Consider the following 26,043-nt stretch of genomic DNA (forward strand, 5'->3'; position numbering starts at 1 on the left):
GCATAATTACACCGTTGTAGTTAGGCCCACGTCAAGTCGAGGATGATAAATCCTTCAATCAGCTTCTGAGGGTTCTGCGGCCCGGCGTGTTGCGATCCACTGGCTCTCGACCATTTCTCGCAGGTCGTGGCGCATCTTCCAGTCGAGATCGCGTGCCGCCAGATCGCCGGCGGCGACGATTCGTGCGGGGTCTCCCGGGCGGCGAGGGCCGATCTCGGGGGTCAACGGGATGCCGGTGACCTCTGCCACGGTGCGCATGATGTCGCCCACGGAGCTGCCAGAGCCGCTGCCGAGGTTGTAGGCGGGTTCGATGCTGTCTCCGGCATCGAGCCGCTGGGCGGCCGTGATGTGAGCCGCTGCGAGGTCGGCTACGTGGATGTAGTCGCGCACGTTCGTGCCGTCCGGCGTCGGATAGTCGTCGCCGTTGATGCGGGGCGTCCTGCCATCGACCAGGGCAGCAAACACGAGGGGGAAGAGGTTGTGCGGGCTCGCGTCATACAGGTCTTCCGAAGCTGACCCGACGACGTTGAAATACCGAAGCGACGTGTGCTTCAGTGAACGAGCGACGCCCTGGTCCGCCAGCAGCCACTCGCCGATCAGTTTCGACTCACCGTATGGCGACTGCGGCGACTTCGGTGTCTCCTCGGTTACGAGCTCCGTGGATGGGGTGCCGTACACCGCGGCGCTGGAGGAGAACACCATGCGATCCACGCCGCACGATTCCATCGCCGCGAGGAGCGTCGCGGTCGCCGTGACGTTCTGCTCGTAGGTGTGCAGTGGCCGGGTGACGGAGACGCCAGCGTATTTATAGCCGGCGACGTGGATGACCCCGGTGACCTTGTGGAACTGCATGACGCGCACGAGGTTCTCGCCGTCGAGGATCGACGCCCGCACGAAGGGAATGCCGTCGGGAACGAAGGACTCGAAGCCCGTCGAGAGGTCGTCGATCACGACCGTGGGCAGGCCTGCCTCGACCAGTGCCCGCACTACGTGCGATCCGATGTATCCAGCCCCACCCGTCACCAGCCATGTCATAGTCACAACGATAGTGCTGGCCGACGAGCGGGAACTGCGCCGGGTGACCTACGGCACGAGATGCCCGCCGGCACGGAACAGTTCGTACCATTCGGCTTTGGTGAGCGGGAGGTCAGACCCCAGTGCGGCGGCGCTGACCCGCTCAGGAGTCGTCGTGCCGAGAACGACCTGCATGTTCGCCGGATGGCGGGTGATCCATGCGGTGGCGATCGCGATGGGCGGAACGTCGTACGCCGCAGCGAGCCTGTCGATCACCTTGTTCAGTTCGACGTGGTCGGGAGATCCGAGGAACACCCCGTTGAAGAAGCCGGCCTGGAAGGGCGACCAGGCCTGAATCGTGATGTCGTTCAGTCGGCAGTAGTCGACGATGCCTCCCCCGTCGAGCGTCAGTGACTGGTCCTGGCCGACCATGTTGGCCGAGACGCCCTGGGCGATGATCGGCGAATGGGTGATCGAGAGCTGCAACTGGTTGGCCACGATGGGCTGCGTCACGTATTTCTTGAGCAGGTCGATCTGTCGCGGGGTGTGGTTGGACACGCCGAAGGCCCGGACCTTGCCCGCGGCTTCCAGCTCGTCGAACGCGCGGGCGACCTCTTCCGGCTCGACGAGTGCGTCGGGACGGTGCAACAGGAGGATGTCGATGACGTCCGTCTGCAGCGCGGCCAGGGATCCATTCACCGACTCGATGATGCGCTCGTAGGAGAAGTCGAAATACGGACCCTCTGGCACGATGCCGCACTTGGTCTGGATAGTCAGTTCGGCGCGTTGCGACGACGTCAGTTGCATGGCTTCGGCGAAGCGCCGTTCGCATCCGTGCAGCTCGTTGCCATAGACGTCGGCGTGGTCGACGAAGTCGATGCCGGCATCGCGCGCGGTCGTCACGAGCTCGCGCACCTCGTCGTCGCTCTTATCGGCGATTCGCATGAGGCCGAGCACAACGTTGGGCGCCGAAATCCCGGTTCCGGCAAGGTCGATGGTCTTCATGTTCGCTCCTCGTCTTCGCGGCCGTCGATGCTGACGACCACTCCGTCGACGCTACAGCCCTGGGGCATGGCAGGACTTCGACGGATTGCGTGATCCTGCCGATGGTGGCAGAGTTGCACCATTCATTGAATTTCCGCCAGGGAGCCCCATGCTGCGCACGATCGTCCTGCTCGCTCTCCCCGGCGTTGCGCCCTTCGAGTTCGGCGTCATTTGCGAGGTGTTCGGTATCGACCGCAGCGAGTCCGGTGGTCCCCGGTTCGACTTCACGATCGCGACTGCCGAGCCAGGACCCGTCCGAACAAGCCTCGGTTACGACATGATCATCGATTCGGGGCTGGATGCCGCGGCCGATGCCGACCTCATCGCCGTCCCCGCGCACTCCATCGACCACGTCGACGAGCGCTACCTGGAGGTCATCCGCGCGGCGGAGGCGAGGGGCGCGTGGGTGCTCAGTGTGTGCAGCGGGGCCTTCGCGCTGGCGCAGTCCGGCATCCTGAGCGGACGAAAAGCAACGACCCACTGGATGCACGCGGCGGCCCTGGCCGACAGGTTCCCCCTCGTCGACGTCGACCCCGACGTGCTCTTCGTGGAGGATCGCCGGGTGGTGACCAGCGCGGGGACCGCAGCGGGGATCGACGCCGCGCTTCACATCGTGCGTCGTGAGCTGGGGGCCGCCGCGGCCAACGTCATCGCCCGTCGCATGGTCGTTCCTCCGCAACGCGATGGCGGCCAGTCGCAGTACATCGAGTCGCCCGTGAGGGCCGAATCCGCCGACTCCTTCGCCGCCGTGACGGAATGGATGCTCGAGAACCTGTCGGCGAATCTGACAGTCGACCAGCTCGCGAGACAGGCCCTCATGTCGAGCAGGACCTTCGCGAGACGCTTCCGGGCAGACATGGGAACCACGCCTGCCGCCTGGCTCAACCGGCAGCGGCTCATCCGGGCCCAGCAGCAGCTCGAGCAGACCGACGACAGCCTCGAGCTGATCGCCCAGGCCACGGGTTTCGGCACGGCCTCGGTGATGCGCCATCACTTCGTGAAGGTGCTGCAGGTCTCACCCCTCGCCTATCGACGCGCGTTCGGGCTGGGCCTCGCGAGCTAGGCCACTCAGGTTGTCGCGAGCACCAGCCGGCCGGCACCGGTGATGGTGAGCGTCGACTCGTCGGCGATGTAGACGGCTGCGCCTCGGGACACGACCGTCTCGGTTGCCTCCCCGCGGAGCATGAACTCGCCGTCGAGGCACAGCGCGATGGCGGGACCATCGAGCTGGCGCACGGCATCTCCGTCGATGATGAGCAACGCGAACTCCGCGCCATCCGGCCGGAAGACCTCGACCCCGCCGCCAGGGCGCTGCGGCACGAGGTACGGCACAGGCACCGGCCGGAAGTCGAGCACGGCGAGCAGCTCAGGAACATCGATGAACTTGGGGGTGAGACCGCCGCGCAACACATTGTCCGATGCCGCCATCAGTTCCATGCCGAGCCCGGAGAGGTAGGCGTGGATGTTACCCGCCGGCAGGAAGAGCGCCTCACCCCTGCGCAGCGTCACCCGGTTGAGCAACAGGGAGATCACGATTCCGGGGTCCCCCGGGTACGCACCAGCGAGAAGCTTCACCGTGGAGAGCTCGGGTGTGGAGTCGTCGGCCGCCGCGCTCACGGCGGCGACCAGGTCATCCACTCCCTCTCCCCGCGTGATGAGCCACTCGAAGGTGGCCCGCAGGGCATCGTCGTCGGTGAGCCGGGCGAGCAACGGTGCTGCGACGTCGGGCAGCGAGGCCTGGAGCAGCGAGCGGGTGTCGCTCGCCGACCTGAATCCGCAGAGCGCATCGAACTCGTCGCTGAGGGCGTAAATGAGCTCAGGCTTGTGGAACGCGTCCTTGTAGTTGCGGTTCGGGGCATCGAGTGGGATACCGAGAGCGTTCTCCCGCTCGAATCCCTCTTCGGCCTGCGCCATGGTCGGGTGCGCCTGCAGCGACAGCGGCGAGCCCGCCGCGAGCACCTTCAACAGGAACGGCAGCCGGCCGTCGACGACATCCAGCAGCGTGTCGGTCGAATCCACGATCCGGCTCGGCGAGCCCGCGTGCGCACCCAACCACAATTCTGCTTCTGGCGCCCCGGATGCCTCGGTTCCCAGCAGTCCCGAGATCGCTCCGTCTGAACCCCAGGCGTAATCGCGGGGAGTATTGGTGATGCCTACAAACATGGGGTCGACTCCTGAATGGGTGTTGGACCAATTAACCAATGGACAAGGAAACCCTCAGCATGCGGCCGTAGTCTTTCGGAGGATTTCGACTAAGCAATGGAGTGGATACATGTCATTCGAGACAATCAGCGCAGATTTCTATGGCTTCGAGAACAAACTTACCGACCAGGAGAAAGACCTGATCGTCAGGCTGCGGGCGTTCCTCGACGAGAACGTGCGGCCCATCGCCAATGACCTGTGGGCGAAAGCAGAGTTCTTCGACCGCGACATCGTCGTCAAGGGGCTCGCCGAACTCGGCCTGTTCGGGCAGCCGTGGGAGGAAACCCAGGAGTTCCCCAACAGCGCCGTCTTCCGTGGCTGGGTGGCCCTCGAGCTCGCCAGGGTCGATGCGAGCGTCGCGACCCTCGTCGGCATGCAGAACGGACTCGTCATGGGTTCCATCGCCGTCGCGGGCTCGCCGGAGCAGCGCGCGGAATGGCTGCCGAAGTTCGCGAGCGGCGAGCTGCTCGGCGCCTTCGGTCTTACCGAGCCGTTGTCGGGATCGGACACCGCCCAGGGGCTGCAGACTGTCGCCAAGCGCGACGGCGACAACTGGGTGATCAACGGCGCCAAGCGTTGGATCGGTAACGGCTCGATCAGCGACGTCACCATCATCTGGGCCCGCGACGCCGACGACAACCAGGTCAAGGGTTTCATCGTTCCGACCTCGACGCCCGGCTATTCGGCGAAGCGCATCGAGAACAAGCAGGCGCTGCGCATCGTGCAGAACGCCGACATCGTGCTCGAGAACGTAGTCGTCCCCGAGGCGAACCGGCTGCAGAAGTCGCAGTCATTCCGCGAGACGGCGGCCGTGCTTCGGCTCACCCGCGCCGAGGTGGCCTGGGCCGCGGTCGGCAACTCGATCGGAGCCTACGAAGCTGCCGTGAAGTACGCGGGTGAGCGCATCCAGTTCGGCAAGCCGATCGGCAGCCACCAGCTGGTGCAGGAGCTGCTCGCGAAGAGCCTCGGCAACATCACCGCATCCATCGGCCTCGTGACCCGTGTCTCGGAGATGCTCGACGAGGGCGTGCAGAAAGACGAGCACTCGGCGCTCGCGAAGGAGTTCACGACGAGTCGCATGCGCGAGACCGTTGCCTGGTGTCGCGAATTGATCGGCGGCAACGGAATCGTGCTCGACTACGGTGTGATGCGCTTCTTCGCCGATGCCGAGGCGATCTACTCGTACGAAGGTACTCGCGAGATGAACACCCTCATCGTGGGCCGTGCGATCACCGGCAAGGCCGCGTTCGTCTAACCCGACGCTGCCGCCGCCCGTGGTTCGCTGCGGGCGGCGGCGCAGCGCGTTCGTCGTTTACCCTTGCGGAATGCGAATGATCGAGTCCCGGCCAGCGCGTACCGCGTTTCTGGTGCTCACCGTCGCCAGCCTGATGGCGGGCGATGCCTGGCGGTACATCCTCGGCTGGACGGGCTTCTCGATCCTGGTCGGGCTGCTCGCGGTCATCGCCATCCTGATGCTGGTCGTCCAGCGCGATCAGTGGAGGATCGGCCTGCTGCCGTATCCGCTCATCGCGTTCCTCGTGCTGACGGTGCTCTCGCTCGTATGGTCGTTCTATCCCGGGGCGACCGCCCTCGGAATCGCGGCGACCTGGTGCACGACGATCGGTGCCATTGCCGTCGCCGTGACGTTCAGCTGGGCGGAGATCCTGAGCGGATTCGCGCTCGCGCTCAAGTTCGTGCTCGGGCTGTCGCTCGTGTTCGAGTTCGTGGTCGCCGCGATCATCCGCCATCCGGTGCTTCCCCCCGTGCCGCAGCCCGGGATCGACTACTCGAACCTGCCCGACCCGATCCCGCCCATGCTGTACTGGTCGCGTAACGAGCTGTTCCAGGTCTTCGATGACGGGAAGATCCAGGGCATCGTCGGCAACTCGACTCTCCTGTCATTCGTTGCCCTGATCGGGATCATCGTGTTCGCCATCCAGCTCGCGGACGGTCTCGTGCGAAAGCGCTGGGGGCTGCCGTGGCTCGCTGTCGCCGTGCTCTGCCTCGCCTTCAGCCGGTCGGCCACCAACATCATCGGTCTGGTCGCCGTCATCGCCGTGGTCGTCGCCGTGCTGCTGGTTCGGCGAGCGGGCAGTTCGAAAGCGGTCGTCTCGACCTATATCGGGCTCGTCGCCGTGGCCGCCGCCGGCATCGCCGTCGCCCTGCTGCTGCAGGCTCAGGTGCTCGCGCTGCTCGGCAAGAGCTCGGACCTCACCAACCGCACCGAGATCTGGCGGGACGTGAGCGAGCTCGCGCAGCAGCGTCCCGTGGTCGGCTGGGGATGGGTCAGCTACTGGGCTCCGTGGGCCAAACCCTTCGACACGCTCGCCGAGAACAACGGCATCCGCCAGTTGCACGCGCACAATGCGTGGCTCGACGTCTGGTTCCAGCTCGGAATCATCGGTCTTGTCGTGTTCATCGCGCTGGCGGTCTCCACGCTGTCGCGCACGTGGCTGTTCGCCGTCGACAGGGCGCAGTTCTCGCCGACGGCCGTCGGTAGTTACTCGGCCGCTACCATGATGCCCCTCCTGTTGCTCGTGACACTCATCGTGCAGAGCTTCGCCGAAAGCAGGCTCCTCGTGGAGTTCGGCCTGTTCGCGCTCGCACTGCTCGCGGTGAAGACCAAGCGACCGGAGCAGGTGCCGTTCACCGCCGGGAGAGCTCGAGGCTGAGGCCAGAGAGCAGGTCACCATGACACACACTCCAGCATCGGCGCGCAGGGCCACCATCGCCGCATTCCTCGACTCCGCGGCCTTCGCCCGCGCGCTGTCCCTCTGCTCCATCGGCGTGGCTTTCCTTTCGCACACCCTGCGCAGCGTCGTCGGCTGGCCGGCACTGATCGCCATCGTCGTCGGGCTCGTGGTGCTCTCCGCCGGAGCACTGTTCGTGCGAAGGCGCACTCTCGAGTGGCGCGGGCTTCTCACCATCTCCCTCATTGCCTTCGTTGGATGGTGTGCGATCTCGACACTCTGGAGCGACTACAAGTGGGCGACTCTTGCCGGCGTCCTGTATCAGGTCAGCATTGCCCTGCTCGGCACCACCATCGCGCTGTTGCGTGACCCGATCCAGATCGTTCGAGCATTCGGCGACGTATTGCGGATTCTGCTGGTTGCGTCCCTCAGCCTCGAGGTCCTGTCCGGGCTGCTCATCGATACGCCGATCGCGGTGCTGGGCATCACCGGTGGACTCGATACGGCTGGACCGATCCAGGGACTCTTCGGCACACGGAACCAGATGGGCATCGTCGCTCTGATGTCACTCGTCACCTTCGTCGTCGAGGCGCGCACCCGGTCATTGCCGCGGGGGTTCTCGATCGGATCGATTGTTCTCGGCTCGCTCATGCTGTTGTTCTCCCGCTCACCTGTGGCTCTCGGCGCGCTGGCTGCGGTCGCCCTCGCGGCACTCGCGCTGTATTGGCTGCGGAGACTGACCGCCGAGCGGAAACGAATCGGCGAGATCGCCATCCTGGGTTCTGTCGTGGTTTCGCTGGTGATCGTGTGGGCGGCGAGGTCGCCCATCATCGACGCTTTCAACGCCGGCAGCGAGTTCGAATACCGATACACGATCTGGCAACGCATCCTCAGCCTCACGAGAATCAGCCCGCTGGAGGGCTTCGGTTGGCTGGGATACTGGCGACCGGAGCTCCCCCCGTACATAGCGCTCGGCTTCGGTATCCGACGGGGCGAGAATCCTTCCGCGTACAACGCCTACCTCGACGCCCTGCTGCAGGTCGGGATCGTCGGACTGGTTCTGTTGCTGCTGCTCATCGGGCTCGCCCTGGTGCGGTCATGGCTGCTCGCCGCCAATAAGCGCAGCGTCGTCTACGTCTGGCCCGCGCTCATGCTCATCGCGCTTGCCGTGACCTCGGCAGCCGAGAGCACGATCCTGGTGGAGTTCGGATGGCTCGTGCTCGTCATTTGCGCCGTCAAGGCGTCAGACGGCCTCAGTTGGCGGCGCGGCCTGGCCGACAAGCCGGACCTCGGCTCCCGCTAGGAGAAAATCTCGAGGTCGTTGTCCACCATGGCGGCGACGATGCCGTCGAAATCGACGGTGGGGGCCCAGTCGAGAACCTCGCGGGCATGCGAGGCGTCACCGAGTTGCCGAGGGGCGTCGCCACTGCGCTTGAATTCGTCAGACACCGTCACGAAAGGGCGCCAGTCGGCGATCCCTACGCGGGAGAATGCCGCGGCGACGAAATCCTGGACCGAATGATCGACCCCGGTGGCAATAACGTAGTCATCGGGTGACTCGACCGCGGCCGCCTTGCTGACCGCGTCGACGTAGTCGGGCGCCCATCCCCAGTCTCGCCTGGCATCGAGGTGTCCCAACTCGAGCGAGTCCTGGAGTCCGAGGGAAATCCGTGCGGCCGACGCCGTGATCTTCCGCGTTACGAAGTTCTCGGGACGACGGGGAGACTCATGGTTGTAGAGAATGCAGGATGAGGCCCACACCCCGGCAGTGCGATAGACGTTCACGAGAGAATGCGCATATGCCTTCGCTGCCCCGTAGGGCGATGTCGGCCTGATGGCGGTGCGCTCGGTCTGGGGAACTTCGGAAGGCGCTCCGAACATCTCAGCGCTGGAGGCCTGCACGAAGCGAGCCCCGGGGATCTCCTGCACGGCGGCCAGCATCTCGGCCACAGCGAGCCCGTTGATGCGTGCCGTCACGTCCGGCTGGCGCCACGATCCGAACACCGAGCTGATGGCGGCGAGGTTATACACGACCTGCGGCTCAAGCTCGGCGATCAATGTCCCGATCCCGGGGTGAGAGAGGTCGAGCTGGTGCAACTCCACCCCGTCCACGGAATGCTCGTCGGCACTCAGGGACGTGCCGTGCACGTCGTCACCTGCCGCGAGCAGCAGTTCGGCCAGATACGAGCCGTCCTGGCCGGTGATACCCGTGATGAGAACGCGAGTCATTACAGGCCGGCTAGTCGCTTCTGCTCTGCGACATCCGACTCCACCATCATCGTGACGAGCTCAGTGAAACCAACCTTCGGCGTCCATCCGAGCTTCTCTCGCGCCTTGGCGGAATCGCCGATGAGGAGGTCGACTTCGGCCGGGCGCATGAAGCGTGGATCCTGTGTCACGAGTGCCGACCAGTCGTCGATTCCGACGGCCCCGAAAGCGGCATCCAGCAGCGCGGAGATGGTGTGCGTCTCCCCCGTCGAGATGACGTAGTCGTCGGCGACGTCCTGCTGGAGCATGAGCCACATCGCCTCGACGTAGTCGCCCGCGAAGCCCCAGTCCCTGCGCGCATCGAGGTTGCCGAGGGTCAGGGAATCCTGAAGCCCAAGCGAGATTCGCGCTACGGCCTGGCTCACCTTGCGAGTGACGAACTCCGGGCCCCGTCGCGGGGACTCATGATTGAACAGCACTCCGGAAGATGCGTGCATGCCATAGGACTCGCGATAGTTGATCGTCATGTAATGGCCGTAGACCTTGGCGACGCCATACGGCGAGCGCGGCCACAGCAGTGTGTCTTCGTTCTGGGGAACCTGCTGGACCTTGCCGAACATCTCGGAGCTCGACGCCTGGTAGAACCTGACCTGCTTGCCGCTGGTTCCCTCGTACAGCCTCACGGCCTCGAGTGCGTTCAGCACTCCCATGCCGGTGACCTCGCTCGTGAGGTGCGCGTTCTCCCAGGAGTACGCGACAAAAGAGATCGCTCCGAGGTTGTAGAACTCGTCGGGCTGCGCGACGTTCAGAGCACGCAGCAGGCTCGACAGGTCCGTGAGGTCCCCGGTGAGGATCTTCGCATCCGGGATGGTCTCCTCGAGTAGTGCGAGCTTGGGATTGTTCTGGCCACGCATGAGCCCGTACACCTCGTAGCCCTTGGAGAGCAGGAGCTCGGCGAGGTAGAGGCCATCCTGGCCGGTTATTCCCGTGATGAGTGCGCGAGTCATGATGCAATTCCGTTCGGTGCGTGGCGTGGCTCAGAAAGCAAAGCTAGTCAAAGCTACCGGATACGCCATTGCGCGGCCTGATCATCGTCGATCGTGAGCATTCGCGTGGGCGGTCTGCTCGTACACGTCGAGATGAACGTCGGCGCACCGTTGCCACGTGAAGCGTCGGGCCTGTGCGAGACCGGCTGCATAGAAATCCGCGCCGTGATCGATGGCCGCGAGGATGCCTTCCGCGATCGAATCGACATCCCGGGCGTCGAACGTCACTGCAGCGTCACCGACAACCTCGGGCAACGAACCAGAGTCGGCAGCGGCCACCGGGCATCCCGACGCCATAGCCTCGAGGGGCGGGAGCCCGAAGCCTTCGTAGAGGCTGGGGAAGGCCATCACCGCGGCGGAACGATAGAGTTCGCGCAATTCTTCGAGACTGACAAGCCCCCGTCGATCGACCCACTCAGGCAGGTCACCGAGCGATTCGAGTGCGCCGCCCGTGAGCACCAGAGTGAACTCCGGATGCTGGGTTCGCACCAGTTCCATCGCCTGGATCAGGCGCGAGTGGTTCTTGTGGGCCCACCCCCGGGCCGGATACAGCACGAAAGGCTTGCGTTGCCCGGCGAACGGCTCGAAGTCGTCGGCATTCACTCCGAGCGGTGCGACGTGAACGCGAGACGGTTCGATCGGAAGGTGGTGGAGTATCTGTCGACGCGCGAACTCGCTGATCGTGATGACCGCGTCTGCCCGTTGTGCGGCACCCTCGTAGTACCGCCGTCGGAACGCCCGCTCCGTCACCGAGAACAATTCAGGCAGGTCGAGGTGCTGGACGTCGAACAGGGTCTGCACGAACGCCGTGCCCCTGGGCGGCGGCGGAACGGCAACAGTGAAGGGATAGTGCACGACATCGCTGTCAGCCATGAGGGTGCGGATCGAAGCGGCGCGCACGGAGGCAGACACGATGGTCGAGACGCGATTGAGTGTGGATGCTCCGCCGTTCAGGTGCGGAACGACGCGCTCTGGCAGCGCACCGCTGAACCCTGCAGCCGCCTGCGGCACGAGGGTGAAGGCGTCTGCTCGGTTGCTTCCCGCCAACTGGGCGATCAATTCACGTGCGTAGGTCTCGCTGCCGCCCATACCTCCCCTCACGAGCGTCAACAGGGAAAGGGCGACTCGGGGTGCGTTCATGGCATTGCTAGCCTAGCCAAGTGACCCTCGACATCATGATGCCGTTCTACGGGCGCCCCGATCACTTCATGGCAGCCGTCGAGAGCGTTCTTGCTCAGACGGATTCCGACTGGCGCCTCACGATCATCGACGATGTGTATCCGGATCCGGCTCCCGGCCAGTGGGCCGCGTCGCTCGATGACCCTCGAATCTCATACATTCGAAACGACACGAACCTGCGGCCGAGCCGCAACTACAACAAGTCCATCGGCCTCGCGGAGTCCGAGTTCATGGTCATCATGGGTTGCGACGACATCATGCTTCCCGGCTTCGTCGCACGGGTCCGCGCGCTGATCGAGCAGTTCCCTGATGCCGACATCATCCAGCCCGGTGTCTCGATCATCGACGAGGATGGTGCGCCGTCATTGCCGCTGGCCGATCGTGTCAAGGCTGTGTATCGCTTGAGGGGGACAGGCGCGAGGCAGTTCAGTGGGGAGCCTCTCGCGTCGAGCCTGCTCCGCGGGAACTGGACGTACTTCCCCTCCCTGGTCTGGCGCACGTCCCGACTGGGCAGTGGATTCCGCACCGATCTCAATGTCGTCCAGGATCTGGCGAAGCTGTTCGAGATCGTCTCGACCGGTGGCACTCTCGTGCTCGATGACTCCGTCGTCTTCAACTACCGGAGGCACTCCGCGAGCCTCTCGGCCGTGACGGGACCTGACGGCTCCAAGTTCCGGCAGGAGCGCACCCTCTTTTATGAGATCGCAGAACTCAGCACCACGCTGGGATGGCACCGTACGGCGGCTATCGCCCGTCGCTATTTCTCGTCCAGGCTCAACGCGCTCACCGAACTCCCCGGAGCGGTACTCACGAGCAACGCCATCGGTCGCAGCACCCTCGTCCGCCACATCCTGGGCCTGCCGTACCGTGACCAAAGGCGATGAACTCCCTCCCCGATAGAATCCACTCTGTGACTTCCCCTTACCTGCGCACACTCATCGTGATGCCCGCGTTCAACGAGGAAGCATCGGTGGCCGCCGTCGTGCGGGAAGTCCACACGAAACTGCCGGGGATCTCCGTGCTCGTCGTCGACGATGGATCGGCGGATGACACCACTGCCGTTGCTCGAGCTGCGGGTGCGATGGTCGCCACACTTCCGTTCAACCTCGGCGTGGGCGGCGCGATGCGGGTGGGCTTCAGGTTCGCTCTGGAGAACGGTTTCGACAACGTCGTCCAGGTCGATTCGGACGGACAACACGACCCTTCAGAGGTCCCCGCCCTTCTGGCTGCGCTGCAGTCGGCCGACCTCGTGCTGGGCGCCCGGTTCGCGGGCGAGGGTGATTACTCGGTCAGGGGCCCACGTTCCTGGGCGATGAAAGTGCTCGCCGCCATTCTCAGCCGCACCTCCCGCACGACGCTGACAGACACGACGTCAGGCTTCAAAGCATCAGGACCACGAGCCGTTTCGCTTTTCGCCGAACACTATCCCGCCGAGTATCTCGGAGACACGATCGAAGCTCTTGTCATCGCGTCCCGCGCCCGGCTCGTCATCACCCAGGTGCCCGTCGCCATGCGGCCACGGGCCGGCGGCATCCCGTCCCACAACCCGATGAAAGCCGCCGCCTATCTCGCACGCGCCGCGCTCGCGCTGGTGTTCGCCCTGGTGCGGCCGTCATCCACCTACCGATCGGGAGCAGAACTGTGACGCCCATGAGTTACATTTTCGGGATCGTCTCGGCAGCACTCATCCTCGTCGTCGTGATCGAACTGCTGCGCCGGAGGCACCTCAGGGAACGCCACGCGATCTGGTGGATCATTGCAGGAGTTCTCGCGCTGGTTGCCGGCATCTTCCCGGTCACCCTCGGCTGGGCCGCCGGGCTGCTCGGCATCGAAGTGCCGACCAACCTCGTCTTCTTCGTGAGTATCTCGATCCTGTTCCTGGTCGGGCTCCAGCACAGTTCAGAACTCACGCAGCTGGAGAGCAAGACACGCACCCTGGCAGAGCGGGTCGCCATCCTCGAGCTTCGACTCAGGGATGCCGAGCAGGCGAGCAGCGACAAGAACTAGCCGGCCTCCCTCTCGACCACGATTCCCTCGAGCGGACACGCGAGCGCTACCCGCTCGACAAGATCGCTCTCAGCGGTATGGACGACAGTGTCGCCCCCGAGCAGGCTGACAATGCGACACAGCTCATCGATGTCCCCGCTGTCATAGAAGCCGTAAGCGGCATACCTCAGCTCGTCATTACCGTCGAGCGTGTCTGCCCACAGTTGCGTCACCCACAGGTTGACGGGCTGCTCGAACTCGTATCCGGAATTCCACAGGAAGTGTGAGCGTCGCGCGTCGGCGAGGATGGAGACCCGTTCAGCCACGTCGTCCGCAGCCCCCAGCGAACGCCCGCTCAGCACCTGGTCGACAGGGTTCAGATGCGGTGACGGTGAGGGCGCCGGCGCATAGGCCAACAGCACCACGAGTCCGAGCGTGACCACGCCGAGGCCGGCACCGCGCATCCAGCCCCGTACACCCACCCGCTCGAGAACCGCAGCCGACGTGCCAACGAGCAACACGATGAGTATGGTCGCCGACATCCACAACAGCTTCATGGGGTAGTAACCCCAGGAATCCGCTGCGTCACGGCTGGCGAACAACAGCGCGCCGATCCCCGCTGCGAGCGCCACGATGGTTCCCACCGTCGCGAGTACAACCGGATGCCCCACCCGACGAAACGCGAGAAGCGCAGACGCGCTGATGCCGGCCACGAGCACGGCGACAACTATTCCCAGTCGGGGGAACTCGATGATTCCGCCGCCGGCGGCCAGGGATGTCGCGTTCTGCAGAAAGCCAGGAAGGACGACGACAAGACCGTAGACGAGCAACTGCGCACCAGCGATCAGGAGGACAGCGAGCATCCAGCGCCGGGTGCCGAGCAGGCGCAGCGGGAATCGAACGATCACGATAGCCCCGAGCACGGCCGGCACCAGCACCAGCGGACTCCATACGGCGAGCAGAAGAGTGGCACAGACGGCGAGCATCGCCAGAGTCACGGCGGGGTTCCGGGGCGAAGACAGGAACAGGATGATCGCAGCACAGACGATGGGAAGGGCCAGTTGGGTGCTGAAGAAACCGAACTCGAGGGAGTACCCCGTCACAAACCATGAGAGCGGCACCAGGGAGCCGACCGATCCAGCGACAGCGAGGGTGGCGCGATGCCGTGTCGCCTGTCGGGCTATCGCGCCCGCGACCAATCCCGCCAGAACGCAGGTGATGATGATGCTGATCGACCAGACCTGCGCGAAGGAGCCGAGATCGTGCCTGGCCAGATCCTCGGGTCGGATGCCGGCCCGTCCCGCATCCATCACCACCGCGATGAGTGACGCAGGCAGAGGCACGGGGTTCTCTCCCGGGCCCACCCTGATCCCGGAGTCGTACACGATCTGGCGGGCGAAGATCATGTTGTTGGCAGAATCTCCTCGCATGACCCACGAGACCCTGCTCGCACCCGGAACTATGGCGGCGAGCCCCTGAGTGGCGAGCCACACCAGCCCCCCGAAAGCGGACGCCAGCGCCACAGTGATTCCCGCACGCGATGGCGTGCGGTCCACCGTCGGGGTTCTCGCCAGCACGATGCTGCCCCCGAGGCCGAACAGTGCCCAGAGGACCGCGACAGACGGCACCATCGGCAGGCCCAGTGCCGCCGTCGTCATGAGTGTGACCAGCAGCGCCCAGAATTCGAGAGCAACAACCATGGCAGCTCCGGCGGCAACGCCGATTCGTGCTGTCGTTATCAACAGCCAGGGGATCATCGCGGCGATAAGCAGGATCCAGGTGGATGCCCCGGCGAGTACAGCCGCGGCAGCTCCGACCGTCGCCGCAGCAGCTATGGCGGAGGGGATAAACCGGCGTGACCTGGTCATCCCTGAGTATCAGTCTCGGTCGGCACCGCTGCCACCGGGGCATGTCGCTGGGATGCAAGCCACGTGAGGTGCACGGCGAGACCGATGATGGGGCCAGCGAGCAGAGCCAACTGCACTCTCGCCAGGAATTCGATCGGCAGCAGCATCACGACGACTGTCGCGGTGGCCGCTGCTGCCCAGCCCAGCGAGTAGATGAGGTGGCGTGACCTCGCCAGCACTGCGGGCCCGCTGACACACATCGCACCCACCAGCCCCGAGGAGAATGCCAGGACCGCGATGAGTTCGCCGCTCATGGTCACCGGCCTGCCGGAGACGAATCCGAAAGCCGCAGGACCGAGCAGAAGCCCGAGCAAGCCCAACAGCAGTGAGACTCCCAGCACGACCAGCTCGATCCGCACGAAAGTGCGCCACCAGGTTGCGGGATGATCGCGGAACCTCACCACGAAGAAGCTCTGGAGGGACATCGCCGTCACGATCAGCGGCGCCCTGGTGAGGGTGATGGTGAAGATGAGTTCACCGAGCATCGCGTTCGACACCCCGTCGGATGTGACGCCGAGAAGCAGAGGGAATCCCGTCACCATCACTGCTGTGGCAACCGACGCGAGTACCGCCCGTGTCGAGTTCCAGGTAAGAGCGCGGTAACCGACGTCGAGCTCGGTTCGGCCGACGAACCCCCGGCGCACCACCGGCCAGAGAACAGCGAGAGTGAGGGGGAATGGCAGGGCCGCGATCCAGGCCAGTGCGATGATGTCGTGCGTGAAGATGAGGGCGATCATCAGCAGCGCCAGCCTCAGAATCGGGTCGACGGCGATCATCAGTGCGACGGATCGCCAGCGCTTGAGGCCATACAGCGAACCAGCGAGCACGGCGACGAGCACATACGATGCCACGCCGACCGCGAGAGGGAACACGAGTGACCACCCAGCCTCCGCAAAGACCGTATCCACCCATAATGGCGCCGTCGCAAGAATTGCGGAGAACACCAGCGCCGCGGCCACTGCGCCGAAATTACGGGCTTTGCTCGCGGTCGCGCGCTGGCCCGGCTCGATGGCGTGGGTGGCTCGAGTCACTTCCTGTTGAATGCCGGATAGACCGCCGATGAGCAGGTAGAGGGTCGCCCAGAACACTGCGAACAGCGCATAATCGGCCGGACCCGCCACCCGATACACGATGAACGTGACGAGGTAGGCCGCTATGCCGGCAATGCCTGTCGCGACGATGATCGTCGAGAATCCGGCCAGTCGCTGGGTCATCTAGGCCCGGGTCAGCTCTGCGGCAATCCACTTCTGGAGTGCGGCCGCCCCGCGATCCAGGCTCCACTGCGGCGACCAGTCGAGCAGGTCGAGCGTCAGCGAGATGTCGCAGGATGCCGCCCTGACGTCTCCATCCCGATACTTTCCGTTCACAACCGGGGCCGGAGCACCGTAGTAGTTCGCGATGGCGATCGCCATGTCTGCGATGGTGTGCGCGACGCCGGTTCCGATGTCGAGAGTCGGCCGGCGTGCATCCGGTCCAGCGAGGATGGCAGCGACGAAAGCGTCAGCGACATCCTCGATATAGACAAAGTCCCGCCCGATGAGCCCGTCTTCGTACAGCGGAATGGACAGGCCGTCCCGGGCCCACTGCGAGAACAGCGACACGATGCCCGTGTACGAATTGATGAGTGACTGGCCCGGCCCGTAGACATTCTGGAGTCGGAGCTTCGTGATGTCCACCCCGCGCGATCCGCCCCAGGCTGAAAGGATGTTCTCCTGTGCGAGCTTCGTTGCGCCGTAAACGCTTGTCGGGGCGGGTACTGTCGATTTGGCGCTGCTGGGCACCGGGGTCGAATCTTCGAAGTCCCACTGCGATGCTTCGAGCTGCGCGTGCGAGCGCTGCCCGGGCTGGAATGTCGAACCGTCCGCGCGCTTCCAGTCACCTTCTCCGTAGACGGCCCGGCTGCTGCTCAGCAGCACGTGTGCTGGCAGGTGACCGGCACGCCCGAACGCGTCGATCATCTCGGTGGTACCGACCACATTGACGCGGGAGTGACGGCTCGCCTCATCCAGCGACTGAGCCGTCCCCGTCTCTGCGGCGAGATGGATGACAACCTCGGGCCTGATATCGCTCAGCAGGGAATCCCACACCGCACCATCGGTGACGTCACCGACGACAAGTTCGGCCCTGTCGTGCAGGTTCGACGGCGGAAGAGAGTCTTTATGCACCTGGGGATGAAGCGAGTCGAGCACGACCCAACGGTCGGCCCGGCCGGCCAGCTTCGATGCCAGGGCTGTCCCGATGAATCCTGCTCCACCCGTGACCAGTACAGTTCCGATGTCCATCACTCGGCCTTCGCTTTCCGCTCAAGGTATGGCGCGCGCGCACGCTCGAACCAGTACCGCCATCCGCGACCCGGGCCCCAGCCCTTCAAGTGCAGCGCACGCTTCTCCACAAGGTGCCAGCTGATCCACGCGCATCCCAGGGACAACACGAACGAGATCAGAACGAACGGCACGTAGCCGAGGCTGTACCACCCCAGCTGGGCGATCACCTGCTGCACGAGGAATCCATAGATATAGACACCATACGAATAGTCATTCTTTGCGCCGACCCAGTGGGTCGACTGCGGCAGTCGCGCGGCGAGATACATCACGAAATACGCACCTGCGGCGGTCCCCAGGGTTGAAAAGCCCCCGAAATTCAGCGTCAGGAGCACAAGGAGCCCCGACAGTATTCCGATCCGGTTGTCGAAGGGGATCTGTCGGGAGTACATCGCGATCACCGAACCCGCGAGGAACGTGAAGCCGAGGCTGATCATGTAGGGATCAGCGAGCCTGGGGATGATCCGGCCGACAGCCTCAGGATCGACGAGCACCACGATCTGCATGAGGAGGAAGAATCCCGCAAGCACCGGGACGAAGATCCGCGCGTTCCGCAGGATCCCGAATGCCATCAGCACCGCGATGATCAGGTAGCAGTTCCACTCGTAGATGAGAGTCCAGATCGAGCCGTTGAAGACACTGCTGCCGGTCAGCATTCCGTATGGAGTGTCGATCAGGAGGTCGTGGATGCCATAGCTGCCGATGGTGAGGGTGAAATTCGACAGGAAGTAATACACGGGACCGGCACCTGGCGTGGTGAAGTATTCACCGAGGACCCGGTCGCCTGCCACCCACACGATCGGCGCGACGAGGAATGCGGTAGCCAGCAGCACGAGCCAGTACGCGGGAAAGATACGTAGCGCTCTCCGCCACATGAACTGCACGACGTCACCGGACATCCCGCTTTTGGCGATCAGGTAGCCGCTGATCGCAAAGAAACCGCCAACGGCAAGAGCGCCGAGGGAGGCTTGACCATTGGTCGCGGCGAGCACGGGATCCGCGCCGAAGCCGCCGAGAGGGAAGGCGTGATCCACCAGCACCACCGACGCGAGGACGAGTCTGATCAGCCCCAGGGAATTGCTGCTGCCATTGAGCGCCTCGCCGATTGAGCGGGTTGGCTGGTCGCTGGCTTGCACGCGCACGATTCTACCCGGGCACCCTCGCGGCTAGGATCGTCAGCATGCCTCGCCCCGAAATCGCTTCACAACGCTGGCGGGTGGCATCCTTCATCCTCGTTCCCCTGTTCGCACTGGTCGCCCTGATGGCCTGGGGGCTGTCATCTCCCGTCGGTTCGTCGGCCGACGACGATTTCCACCTGGCGAGCATCTGGTGCGGCCAGGGCGAGAACGACAGTGGCTGCGAGCCGGGCACAAAGGCGGACGAACGTGTCGTCGCGCGCGATCTCGTGGTCGATTCCGTCTGTTTCGCATTCAACCCCGATGCGAGCGCATCGTGCCAGGGCGCCGACTTTGGCGTGAACCCGGATGACACGGTCCAGAGTCCCCGCGGAAACCACACAGGGCTCTACCCTCCCGTGTTCTACTTCACGATGAGCCTGTTTGCCGGAGACAATATCGAGAACTCTGTGCTGCTGATGAAGCTCGCCAACAGTCTGTTGTTCGTCGGCCTCGTGGCTGCACTCTTCTGGCTGCTCCCCCTGCACCGGCGGCAGACGCTGGTGTGGTCACTCCTGATCACGCTCGTGCCCCTCGGGATGTTCATCATCCCCTCCACGAATCCGAGCAGCTGGGCCGTTCTTTCCGCGGGCACCCTGCTGTTGGCGGTGCTGGGATTCATGGAGAGCTCGGGCAGACGACGGGTCGGGCTCGGTGTCGTCGCGCTCATCGCAACCGTGCTGGGCGCAGGCGCGCGGGCTGACGCAGCCATTTACTCGGGTTTCGCCGTCGCGCTTGCGCTGCTGCTGACCTATCGTCGCGGCGGGCAGTGGATGATCGCCGCCCTCGGTCCCATCGCCCTTCTCATCGTGGCTGTGGTGTTCTTCTTCGCTGCCGGGCAGGGCGGAGCAATCTCGGGCGGACTCGCCTCAGAGACCGAGCCACCCATCGACAGTCCTGTCGTGCTCGCCATGGCCAATCTCATCAACATCCCCGGACTGTGGGCCGGTGCGTTCGGCGCGACGGGCCTGGGCTGGCTCGACACCGTCATGCCATCCAGCGTCTGGTTCGCCGGAATCGCCGTCTTCGCCGGTGCTGTCCTGATCGGCCTGGGGTTCAGAGTTGCCCGCAAGGGGATCGCCATCTCGATCGTTGCCCTCGCCCTCGTCGTGATTCCCACTGTGCTGCTCGTGCAGTCGAACTCCATCGTCGGCGCCAATGTGCAACCGAGATACATCCTCCCTCTCATCGTCATGTTGGGCGCCCTGGTTCTCCTTCAGTCCGCGGAAACGAGGATCCGAGTGACGCCGGCCCAAAAATGGATAATCGTCGGCGCGATCTCGATGGCGAACGCGCTCGCCCTGCACACCAACATCCGTCGCTACGTCACCGGAGCGGATGTGGCGAGCGTCGATCTCGACTCTGGCGTCGAGTGGTGGTGGGACATCACCATCTCGCCGATGGGCGTCTGGGTGGCCGGATCTCTGGCCTTCGCCGCGATCGTGGTCATCGTCAGTATGCGAAGGTGGAATTCGTCCGCCACAGTCGCACCTCCCACCGACGCGAAGGTCCTGCTCTAGCGCGCTGGCTGCAAGAGATCGCGCAGGATGTCGAGGTTGCCCTGGCTGCTGAACCTGCGATACCGGCCGGTCGACGCCTCCCGCAGCACGGGGAGAACCCGGGCGAGACGCAGCGAGGGCAGCCCGGCTCGACGCCGCTGATGTTCGAGCTTGTCATCGATCGCCGCTGTCACCTCCGCGGCCACCCCCAGGGTGTCCAGTCGAGCTTTCAGCCGCTCTGCCCGGCTCACGAGCCCCGTATAGCGGTCGCCCCTGGGCTCGAGCACCCGGCCGATCTTGTAGGCCAGGGTCGGCGCTGTGACCCCGATCTCGTTCGCACCGTGCTGGCGATAGTCGACGAGAAGGCCCGGACGCCAGTCGATTTCGGAGACTATCGATGCGATAACCGCTATCCACTCGTCGTGTACCCACTCGGGGTCGATGGGAACTGCCTGCTCGAGCAGGTTCCGGCGGAACATCACAGTCGCCCCGGTCACCAGGTTTCGGCGGAGCAGGATGCCCATCGCCGCACCGTCACGCACTTCTCTCAGTTCGGCCTGTGAGATCTCGAGGGCCTCGAACAGGGTGGTAGGCAGAGCGTGCCCGGTCTCATCGATGAGCCTGGCGTCGGTGAACACCAGGCCGAGGGTCGGCCGCGACTCGAACTCCGCGGCGAGCACCTCCACCCGGTTCGGCGCCCACGAATCATCCTGGTCCGACAGCGACACCAACTCGCCGCTGGTCGCCATGATGGCCTGCTCGAAGTTGCGAGTAACGCCGAGAGCGACGGTATTCCGCAGAATTCGCAGGGTCGGGCCCCCCGACCCGATACCGTCCCAGGCCCGCTCGATGATCTGCACGGTGTCATCCGTGGAGGCGTCATCAGAGACAACGACCTCGGAAACTGGTCGTGATTGTGCGAGGATGCTGCGGATCTGCTCGCCCACGAACCGCGCACCGTTGTGCGTGCACATGGCGACAGAAACCGTCGAAGACACCGGTGGCCTACCGCTGCCGGAGTCGGCGCCTGATCTTGTCGACCACGACACGTGGTCCGCCGTTCCGCAGATAGTGGCGAACCAGGGTGAGGTCGTGGCGCAGTCCGGATCGCTTGCGGCGCTTACGCGACGTTGCGGCCGGTCGAGCAGCTGTCGACAGCACCGCGTTGTCGCCGGCATGATGCGGTGCCGTCACGAAGTCGACGAGGGGCGCGAGGGCGGCTTCCCAGTAGTAGCGTTCCCGGACTCGCCGGATGTTGGCTTTCGCCTCTGCGATGAATGTCTCGTCGAAGAGCGCGCGCTCGATGGCTGCGGCGAGGGCATCCACGTCCTCCGCAGGCACGACAACTCCGAGGTTTTCTGCCGCGATGAGCTCTGCGAAATGGTCCCCCTCGGTAACGACCATGGGCAACTCGGCCCACAGGTAATCGAGGACGCGTGTGCGGAACGAGAAAGTCGTCTCGATGTGCGAGAAGTGCGTGCTGACCCCGACATCACCCTCGAGGAGATAGTTCTGCCTTTGGTCGTAGTCGACCCAGGAATTGTTGAAGAACACCGAGGACTCCAGCAATCCGAGTTCACCGGCGAGCGCCCTGGATTCCGCCACGATCGCCATCTCCGGAACACCGGGATGAGGGTGCTTCGTGCCCTGGAAAAAGAGTCGGATGTTGTCATGCCGCGCGGCGAGCTGGCCCACCGCCCTGATCAGGGTCTTCGGGTCGAACCAGTTATACAGGCCACCGCTCCACAGCAACACCTTGTCGTCCTGCGCGATGCCGGGCAACACACCCTTGAGCACGTCGCGCTTGTGCTCGGGAGGAGTCGACGACAATCCGAAGGGTGCCACCGCGAGAAGTCCATCGAGATCGGGGTCGCCACGGTAGGTGTCCGGATTGATGCGACCGAGGCCCGCCAGTTGTCCGAGCCAGAACAATCGCTGACGATCGGATGCGCAGAGGAAGAAGTCACCGCGTTCCATCTGCTGGTTGAGCACGTCCGTCGCATCGCTGACCTGCTGGTCCCATTGTGCCGCAGGGAGTTCGCGGCCCTGCTCCAGTTGCTCGAGGTGCATGGGGTCGTACAGGTCGACCACGAGGATCTTCTTCGAGTCGCGAAGCGAGTCGAAGACCGACATCGCGTTGCCCTGGAAGACTATGACGTCGGCCGCCGCCTCGAGCTTCCCAAAAGCGCGGTCGTCCCCCATCGAGACGTGCACGATGTCGAATGGCGCTGCAACCTTCTCGACTCTCGACAGGCTGACGAGCGTGACCTTGCACTGGCGTGAGAGCAGCTCAGCCATGTTCCACGCACGAATGGCGGGGCCGGCGATCTTGGCTCCGATGGGATCACCCGTGACCACGACGACGTTGGTGACGGGAGGAGGCTCGGTCACATCGAACGCCGAGACGAGGTTCTCGTATCCGCGGAGGTATCCCTCCTCCTGGAAGATCGGCGCATCGGCAAGGCCGAACAACTTCCAGATGCGCTCATCCGACACCGTCCGTCCGGCCTGGATCTGATCTCGGGCGACTTTCAACCCAGGGAGGTTTTCGACGAACTGGTCGATGGCGAACGTCGCTGCCATGGTCTGCTTCGAGACCACGATCGACTGCTCTGCATCCCCGCCGGGCTTGCGAAGGTCGAACGAGGTGGAGTCGAGTTCACCGCGAGTGATCGCTCGCCTGATCGACAGACCGATCGCCGCGGGCAACGCCGAGCCGACCGTCTCGTCACCGATGTTCTTGTACAGAGTGAAGAGCGCATTCCGCTCGAGCAGGTAGGTCTCTTTGTATGGCCCGAAAGCGCTCATCGAGGCATGGTGCTTGTGGAAGGCGAGAGATGCCGGCTCGTACACGAAGCGCCAGCCTGCGAGGTTGAGCCGCCAGCCGAGATCCACGTCTTCAAAAAACATGAAGTATCGCTCGTCGAAGCCGCCCAGCGAATCGAACACCGACCGTCGCACGAACATCGCCGAACCGGTTCCGAACAGTACGTCTTTCGCGCTGTCGGGCTGGGACGGCACGTTCTCAGCCGTGAATGGCTTGTAACCCATGCCGTACCAGGTCATGGCAGAGCCGATGTAGTCGACGAGTTTTCCGTCCCAGTCGAGCACGCGGCTTGCGACCGCACCGACACGGGGAGACTCTTCGAACCGCGCTATCGCGGCCTTAACCCACCCCGGATCGGGCCGCGCATCGTTGTTGAGCAGTGCAATGTACTCGCCGGTGGATGAGGCAACCCCCAGGTTGCACCCGCCCGCGAATCCCTCATTCGACTGAGAAACGATGAGATTGATGCCGGGAGCTTCCGCGCGCAGCCGATCAGCGCTGTCATCACCCGAGCCGTTTTCGACCACAACGATTTCGAGAAGATGCTGGGGCCAGTCGATTTCAGCGAGGTAACGGATCGCTTCGAGAGTGTCATCGGTGCCGCGGAAGTTGACGAGGACAACGGAGACGACCCCTGGTTTCACTGTGGGCATTCGAACCTCTCAGAGTCTGACGTACGGCCCCGGAAGTCTACCAATCGCCCTGCCGAGGCCACTGGCGCAGTGCCGCAGCGGCCAAAGTTATACTGGGTTGTCCCCAGCCGGAAAGTTTGCACTATGAATGCGCACGAGCGTTTCGCCAGCCTGAGTGAGCAGCCCTTCCGCGAGGTGAACGGCAATTCCCGGTCCCTGAGCGCGAGTTTCGCGTCGATCGCAAACGTCTTCCGACACAGGGAGATGCTCTCCCTGCTGGTCAGGCGCGACCTCAAGTCACGGTACAAAGACAGCGCCCTCGGATTCGTCTGGACCCTGATCAGGCCACTGACGCAGCTGCTGATCTACTACGTCGTCATCGGCAAATTCCTCGGTGCAGCCAAAGGCATTCCGGATTTCGCTGTCTACGTCTTCACCGGCCTGACCGCATACAGCCTCTTCAGCGAGGCTGTCTCCGGTGCCACCTCCTCCATCGTCGGGAACAGCGGGCTGATCAAGAAGGTCTATCTGCCGCGCGAGGTGTTCCCGCTGGCGAGCGTCGGGGCTGCACTATTCAACTTCGCGATCCAGGTGGGCATCCTCCTCGTCGCGTCATTCTTCTTCGGCGTATTCCCTGCGACACCCGAGATCCTCTACGCCATACCGAGCCTCATGGTGCTGCTCGTCTACGGCACAGCGCTCGGGCTCATGCTCTCCGCGGTCAACGTTTACCTCAGAGACATCGGTTATCTTCTCGAGGTCGTGCTGCTCGTACTGCTGTGGGCGTCGCCCATCCTCTACTCCTGGGGGATGGCGCGGGACGTTCTGGGTGACTCGATAGCGCTGCAGGTCTACACGAATAACCCCGTGACGCTCGCCGTCATGGGATTCCAGCGGGCGTTCTGGATCTCGGGGCACGAATCCGCCGCCTATCCAGACCAGTTGTTGTTGCGACTCGCGATCGTCTTCGTCATCGGTCTGGTTTTCCTCTTCTTCAGCCAGCGGGTCTTCACCCGGCTCCAGGGCAATTTCGCCCAGGAGCTCTAAATCGAACCCGCATCCAGGAGCTTCCATGACTGACGTCGTCGAGAACACTGCCGCAACAGGGGCCGAATCCCCCGTCGTGGTCAGGGTCAAAAACGTCTCAAAGCGATTCGTCATTCGCAAGGACAATTCGTTGAAGGAACGGCTGGTGACCTTCGGTCGCGTCGGTCGCCGTCACCGCGAGGAATTCTGGGCACTGCGCGATGTCGACATCGAGATCACCGCAGGAACGACCGTCGGGCTGATCGGTCACAACGGTTCTGGAAAGAGCACGCTCCTGAAGGTGATCGGCGGCATCCTCGACCCCACCACCGGCGTCGTGCAGAACCGGGGTCGCATCGCAGCACTACTCGAATTGGGCGCCGGTTTTCATCCGGATCTGACCGGGCGCGAGAACGTCTACCTCAACGCGTCCATCCTCGGGTTGTCGACGGCTGAGACCGATGCACGTTTCGATGAGATCCTGGCATTCTCCGGAATCGGTGACTTCATCAACAGCCAGGTCAAGTTCTATTCGTCAGGCATGTATGTGCGGCTTGCCTTTGCGGTGGCAGTGCACACCGACCCCGACCTGCTGCTCGTCGATGAGGTGCTCGCCGTAGGAGACGAAGCATTCCAGCGGAAATGCCTCGACAAGATCCGCAGCTTTCAGCAGGAGGGTCGCACGATCATCCTCGTCACCCACTCCCTCGGCCAGGTCGTCGAGTTGTGCGATCGCGCGGTGCTCCTCAATAAAGGTGAGGTCGTCGTGGACGGCGATCCCACGGATGCCGTCGCAGCGTTCAGGGACATCCTCGAGGATCGTCGGCTCGCCGATGTCACGCCCGAGCAACAACTCGAAGAGCAGTCCGGACCGAAGATCGTCGCCGTCGCAGCCGAGGGATCCTCGAACGGACGTGGTGGCGAGGTCATGCTCGGCGACGATGTTCACATCGACGTCACCATGGAGTCGGCGACAGCGCTGACCGAGTGGATGCTTGCAGTCCAGGTCAACAACACGACCGGCCAGGTCGTCTACGGCACGACCACCAAGCGCGCCGCATTCCCGCTGCCCGATCTCCTGGGCTCCCAGCGGGTGCGACTCACGCTCCCCAACACCCACTTCGGCCCCGGCAAGTACTTCATCAACATCTCGATCATGAACACCGCCGGTGTTCACCTTCACGATCTTCCTCAGGTGGCTTCGTTCGATGCCCATGATCCGCGTGACGCGGTGGGAACGATGTACTCCGCCCCTGAGTTCTCACTGCTGGACGACTGAAGCGCTAC

Annotated in this window: 22 protein-coding genes; 10 read left to right on the forward strand and 12 right to left on the reverse strand. The window is 64.0% G+C overall.

The features are described from left to right. Window positions 1-54: 54 nt before the first annotated feature. Together galE and IWX81_RS11600 are read right to left on the reverse strand one after the other, a co-directional pair. Window positions 55-1,035, reverse strand: a complete 981-nt coding sequence (gene galE, locus IWX81_RS11595) for a UDP-glucose 4-epimerase GalE (protein WP_199281473.1) — start codon at window positions 1,033-1,035, stop codon at window positions 55-57. Window positions 1,036-1,083: 48 nt separating this feature from the next. Continuing rightward, window positions 1,084-2,019 (reverse strand): aldo/keto reductase, encoded by a 936-nt coding sequence (locus IWX81_RS11600; protein WP_199281474.1) that lies wholly within the window; start codon window positions 2,017-2,019, stop codon window positions 1,084-1,086. 148 nt (window positions 2,020-2,167) lie between these two features. On the opposite strand from IWX81_RS11600, the gene IWX81_RS11605 reads away from it, so the two are divergent. Further along, window positions 2,168-3,121, forward strand: a complete 954-nt coding sequence (locus tag IWX81_RS11605; RefSeq protein ID WP_199281475.1) for a GlxA family transcriptional regulator — start codon at window positions 2,168-2,170, stop codon at window positions 3,119-3,121. 5 nt (window positions 3,122-3,126) lie between these two features. Here IWX81_RS11605 and manA read toward each other — a convergent pair whose 3' ends face one another. After that, window positions 3,127-4,221 carry a mannose-6-phosphate isomerase, class I gene (manA, locus tag IWX81_RS11610; protein ID WP_199281476.1) on the reverse strand — a complete coding sequence of 365 codons (1,095 nt, stop codon included), beginning with the start codon at window positions 4,219-4,221 and terminating at the stop codon, window positions 3,127-3,129. A gap of 109 nt (window positions 4,222-4,330) precedes the next feature. Here manA and IWX81_RS11615 point away from each other — a divergent pair, with 109 nt between their 5' ends. The 3 genes from IWX81_RS11615 (at window position 4,331) to IWX81_RS11625 (ending at window position 8,253) form a co-directional block, all read left to right on the forward strand. Beyond that, on the forward strand, window positions 4,331-5,515 hold the full coding sequence (locus tag IWX81_RS11615; protein ID WP_199281477.1) for an acyl-CoA dehydrogenase family protein: 1,185 nt from the start codon (window positions 4,331-4,333) through the stop codon (window positions 5,513-5,515). Window positions 5,516-5,585: 70 nt separating this feature from the next. Then, window positions 5,586-6,932: an O-antigen ligase family protein gene (locus tag IWX81_RS11620; RefSeq protein WP_199281478.1), complete on the forward strand. Its 1,347-nt coding sequence runs from the start codon at window positions 5,586-5,588 to the stop codon at window positions 6,930-6,932. A gap of 19 nt (window positions 6,933-6,951) precedes the next feature. Then, window positions 6,952-8,253 (forward strand): O-antigen ligase family protein, encoded by a 1,302-nt coding sequence (locus IWX81_RS11625; protein ID WP_199281479.1) that lies wholly within the window; start codon window positions 6,952-6,954, stop codon window positions 8,251-8,253. Here IWX81_RS11625 and IWX81_RS11630 read toward each other — a convergent pair. From IWX81_RS11630 to IWX81_RS11640, 3 genes are all read right to left on the reverse strand, one after another. Beyond that, window positions 8,250-9,179, reverse strand: a complete 930-nt coding sequence (locus IWX81_RS11630) for a GDP-mannose 4,6-dehydratase (protein ID WP_199281480.1) — start codon at window positions 9,177-9,179, stop codon at window positions 8,250-8,252. The two genes, IWX81_RS11625 and IWX81_RS11630, sit on opposite strands and share 4 nt — an antisense overlap. Continuing rightward, entirely contained in the window at window positions 9,179-10,165 is a 987-nt protein-coding gene (locus IWX81_RS11635; RefSeq protein ID WP_199281481.1) for a GDP-mannose 4,6-dehydratase, read from the reverse strand. The genes IWX81_RS11630 and IWX81_RS11635 overlap by 1 nt, the downstream gene beginning before the upstream one ends. A gap of 81 nt (window positions 10,166-10,246) precedes the next feature. Continuing rightward, window positions 10,247-11,344 (reverse strand): glycosyltransferase family 4 protein, encoded by a 1,098-nt coding sequence (locus IWX81_RS11640; RefSeq protein WP_199281482.1) that lies wholly within the window; start codon window positions 11,342-11,344, stop codon window positions 10,247-10,249. 20 nt (window positions 11,345-11,364) lie between these two features. Here IWX81_RS11640 and IWX81_RS11645 point away from each other — a divergent pair, with 20 nt between their 5' ends. The 3 genes from IWX81_RS11645 to IWX81_RS11655 are packed head-to-tail and all read left to right on the forward strand — an operon-like array spanning window position 11,365 to window position 13,390. Continuing rightward, on the forward strand, window positions 11,365-12,267 hold the full coding sequence (locus tag IWX81_RS11645; RefSeq protein WP_199281483.1) for a glycosyltransferase: 903 nt from the start codon (window positions 11,365-11,367) through the stop codon (window positions 12,265-12,267). Window positions 12,268-12,326: 59 nt separating this feature from the next. Beyond that, window positions 12,327-13,028 carry a glycosyltransferase family 2 protein gene (locus IWX81_RS11650; RefSeq protein WP_442977754.1) on the forward strand — a complete coding sequence of 234 codons (702 nt, stop codon included), beginning with the start codon at window positions 12,327-12,329 and terminating at the stop codon, window positions 13,026-13,028. Window positions 13,029-13,033: 5 nt separating this feature from the next. Beyond that, on the forward strand, window positions 13,034-13,390 hold the full coding sequence (locus IWX81_RS11655; protein ID WP_334594009.1) for a DUF2304 domain-containing protein: 357 nt from the start codon (window positions 13,034-13,036) through the stop codon (window positions 13,388-13,390). On the opposite strand, the gene IWX81_RS11660 is transcribed toward IWX81_RS11655, so the two are convergent. From IWX81_RS11660 to IWX81_RS11675, 4 genes are read right to left on the reverse strand one after another with little or no spacing between them, the layout of a single operon-like run. Continuing rightward, entirely contained in the window at window positions 13,387-15,237 is a 1,851-nt protein-coding gene (locus IWX81_RS11660; RefSeq protein ID WP_199281486.1) for a hypothetical protein, read from the reverse strand. The genes IWX81_RS11655 and IWX81_RS11660 overlap by 4 nt on opposite strands. Then, on the reverse strand, window positions 15,234-16,490 hold the full coding sequence (locus IWX81_RS11665) for a hypothetical protein (protein WP_199281487.1): 1,257 nt from the start codon (window positions 16,488-16,490) through the stop codon (window positions 15,234-15,236). Before IWX81_RS11665 ends, IWX81_RS11660 begins: the two co-directional genes overlap by 4 nt. Beyond that, window positions 16,491-17,558, reverse strand: a complete 1,068-nt coding sequence (locus IWX81_RS11670; protein WP_199281609.1) for an NAD-dependent epimerase/dehydratase family protein — start codon at window positions 17,556-17,558, stop codon at window positions 16,491-16,493. Next, window positions 17,558-18,733: an acyltransferase family protein gene (locus IWX81_RS11675; RefSeq protein ID WP_199281488.1), complete on the reverse strand. Its 1,176-nt coding sequence runs from the start codon at window positions 18,731-18,733 to the stop codon at window positions 17,558-17,560. Before IWX81_RS11675 ends, IWX81_RS11670 begins: the two co-directional genes overlap by 1 nt. A 44-nt stretch (window positions 18,734-18,777) precedes the next feature. Here IWX81_RS11675 and IWX81_RS11680 point away from each other — a divergent pair, with 44 nt between their 5' ends. Continuing rightward, window positions 18,778-20,292, forward strand: a complete 1,515-nt coding sequence (locus IWX81_RS11680; protein WP_199281489.1) for a DUF2142 domain-containing protein — start codon at window positions 18,778-18,780, stop codon at window positions 20,290-20,292. On the opposite strand, the gene IWX81_RS11685 is transcribed toward IWX81_RS11680, so the two are convergent. Together IWX81_RS11685 and IWX81_RS11690 are read right to left on the reverse strand one after the other, a co-directional pair. Further along, a complete protein-coding gene (locus IWX81_RS11685) occupies window positions 20,289-21,245 on the reverse strand; it encodes a glycosyltransferase family 2 protein (RefSeq protein ID WP_199281490.1) in 957 nt (318 codons plus the stop codon). The two genes, IWX81_RS11680 and IWX81_RS11685, sit on opposite strands and share 4 nt — an antisense overlap. Window positions 21,246-21,276: 31 nt before the next feature. Next, window positions 21,277-23,751 carry a glycosyltransferase gene (locus IWX81_RS11690; RefSeq protein WP_199281491.1) on the reverse strand — a complete coding sequence of 825 codons (2,475 nt, stop codon included), beginning with the start codon at window positions 23,749-23,751 and terminating at the stop codon, window positions 21,277-21,279. 123 nt (window positions 23,752-23,874) lie between these two features. Here IWX81_RS11690 and IWX81_RS11695 point away from each other — a divergent pair, with 123 nt between their 5' ends. Then, window positions 23,875-24,777: an ABC transporter permease gene (locus tag IWX81_RS11695; RefSeq protein ID WP_199281492.1), complete on the forward strand. Its 903-nt coding sequence runs from the start codon at window positions 23,875-23,877 to the stop codon at window positions 24,775-24,777. Window positions 24,778-24,802: 25 nt separating this feature from the next. Beyond that, the gene (locus IWX81_RS11700) at window positions 24,803-26,035 is read left to right on the forward strand and encodes an ABC transporter ATP-binding protein (RefSeq protein ID WP_199281493.1); all 1,233 of its coding nucleotides are present in this window, start codon (window positions 24,803-24,805) and stop codon (window positions 26,033-26,035) included. The last annotated feature ends 8 nt before the right edge of the window (window positions 26,036-26,043 follow it).

It is taken from the genome of Salinibacterium sp. CAN_S4 (assembly GCF_015752305.1).
GTDB lineage: Bacteria > Actinomycetota > Actinomycetes > Actinomycetales > Microbacteriaceae > Rhodoglobus.

Coding starts and splice junctions, on each gene's coding strand:
- galE (WP_199281473.1), bottom strand. CDS start 1,035: ATGACATGGCTGGTGACGGGTGGGGCTGGATACATCGGATCGCACGTA.
- IWX81_RS11600 (WP_199281474.1), bottom strand. CDS start 2,019: ATGAAGACCATCGACCTTGCCGGAACCGGGATTTCGGCGCCCAACGTT.
- IWX81_RS11605 (WP_199281475.1), top strand. CDS start 2,168: ATGCTGCGCACGATCGTCCTGCTCGCTCTCCCCGGCGTTGCGCCCTTC.
- manA (WP_199281476.1), bottom strand. CDS start 4,221: ATGTTTGTAGGCATCACCAATACTCCCCGCGATTACGCCTGGGGTTCA.
- IWX81_RS11615 (WP_199281477.1), top strand. CDS start 4,331: ATGTCATTCGAGACAATCAGCGCAGATTTCTATGGCTTCGAGAACAAA.
- IWX81_RS11620 (WP_199281478.1), top strand. CDS start 5,586: ATGCGAATGATCGAGTCCCGGCCAGCGCGTACCGCGTTTCTGGTGCTC.
- IWX81_RS11625 (WP_199281479.1), top strand. CDS start 6,952: ATGACACACACTCCAGCATCGGCGCGCAGGGCCACCATCGCCGCATTC.
- IWX81_RS11630 (WP_199281480.1), bottom strand. CDS start 9,179: ATGACTCGCGTTCTCATCACGGGTATCACCGGCCAGGACGGCTCGTAT.
- IWX81_RS11635 (WP_199281481.1), bottom strand. CDS start 10,165: ATGACTCGCGCACTCATCACGGGAATAACCGGCCAGGATGGCCTCTAC.
- IWX81_RS11640 (WP_199281482.1), bottom strand. CDS start 11,344: ATGAACGCACCCCGAGTCGCCCTTTCCCTGTTGACGCTCGTGAGGGGA.
- IWX81_RS11650 (WP_442977754.1), top strand. CDS start 12,327: ATGCCCGCGTTCAACGAGGAAGCATCGGTGGCCGCCGTCGTGCGGGAA.
- IWX81_RS11655 (WP_334594009.1), top strand. CDS start 13,034: ATGAGTTACATTTTCGGGATCGTCTCGGCAGCACTCATCCTCGTCGTC.
- IWX81_RS11660 (WP_199281486.1), bottom strand. CDS start 15,237: ATGACCAGGTCACGCCGGTTTATCCCCTCCGCCATAGCTGCTGCGGCG.
- IWX81_RS11665 (WP_199281487.1), bottom strand. CDS start 16,490: ATGACCCAGCGACTGGCCGGATTCTCGACGATCATCGTCGCGACAGGC.
- IWX81_RS11670 (WP_199281609.1), bottom strand. CDS start 17,558: ATGGACATCGGAACTGTACTGGTCACGGGTGGAGCAGGATTCATCGGG.
- IWX81_RS11680 (WP_199281489.1), top strand. CDS start 18,778: ATGCCTCGCCCCGAAATCGCTTCACAACGCTGGCGGGTGGCATCCTTC.
- IWX81_RS11685 (WP_199281490.1), bottom strand. CDS start 21,245: ATGTGCACGCACAACGGTGCGCGGTTCGTGGGCGAGCAGATCCGCAGC.
- IWX81_RS11690 (WP_199281491.1), bottom strand. CDS start 23,751: ATGCCCACAGTGAAACCAGGGGTCGTCTCCGTTGTCCTCGTCAACTTC.
- IWX81_RS11695 (WP_199281492.1), top strand. CDS start 23,875: ATGAATGCGCACGAGCGTTTCGCCAGCCTGAGTGAGCAGCCCTTCCGC.
- IWX81_RS11700 (WP_199281493.1), top strand. CDS start 24,803: ATGACTGACGTCGTCGAGAACACTGCCGCAACAGGGGCCGAATCCCCC.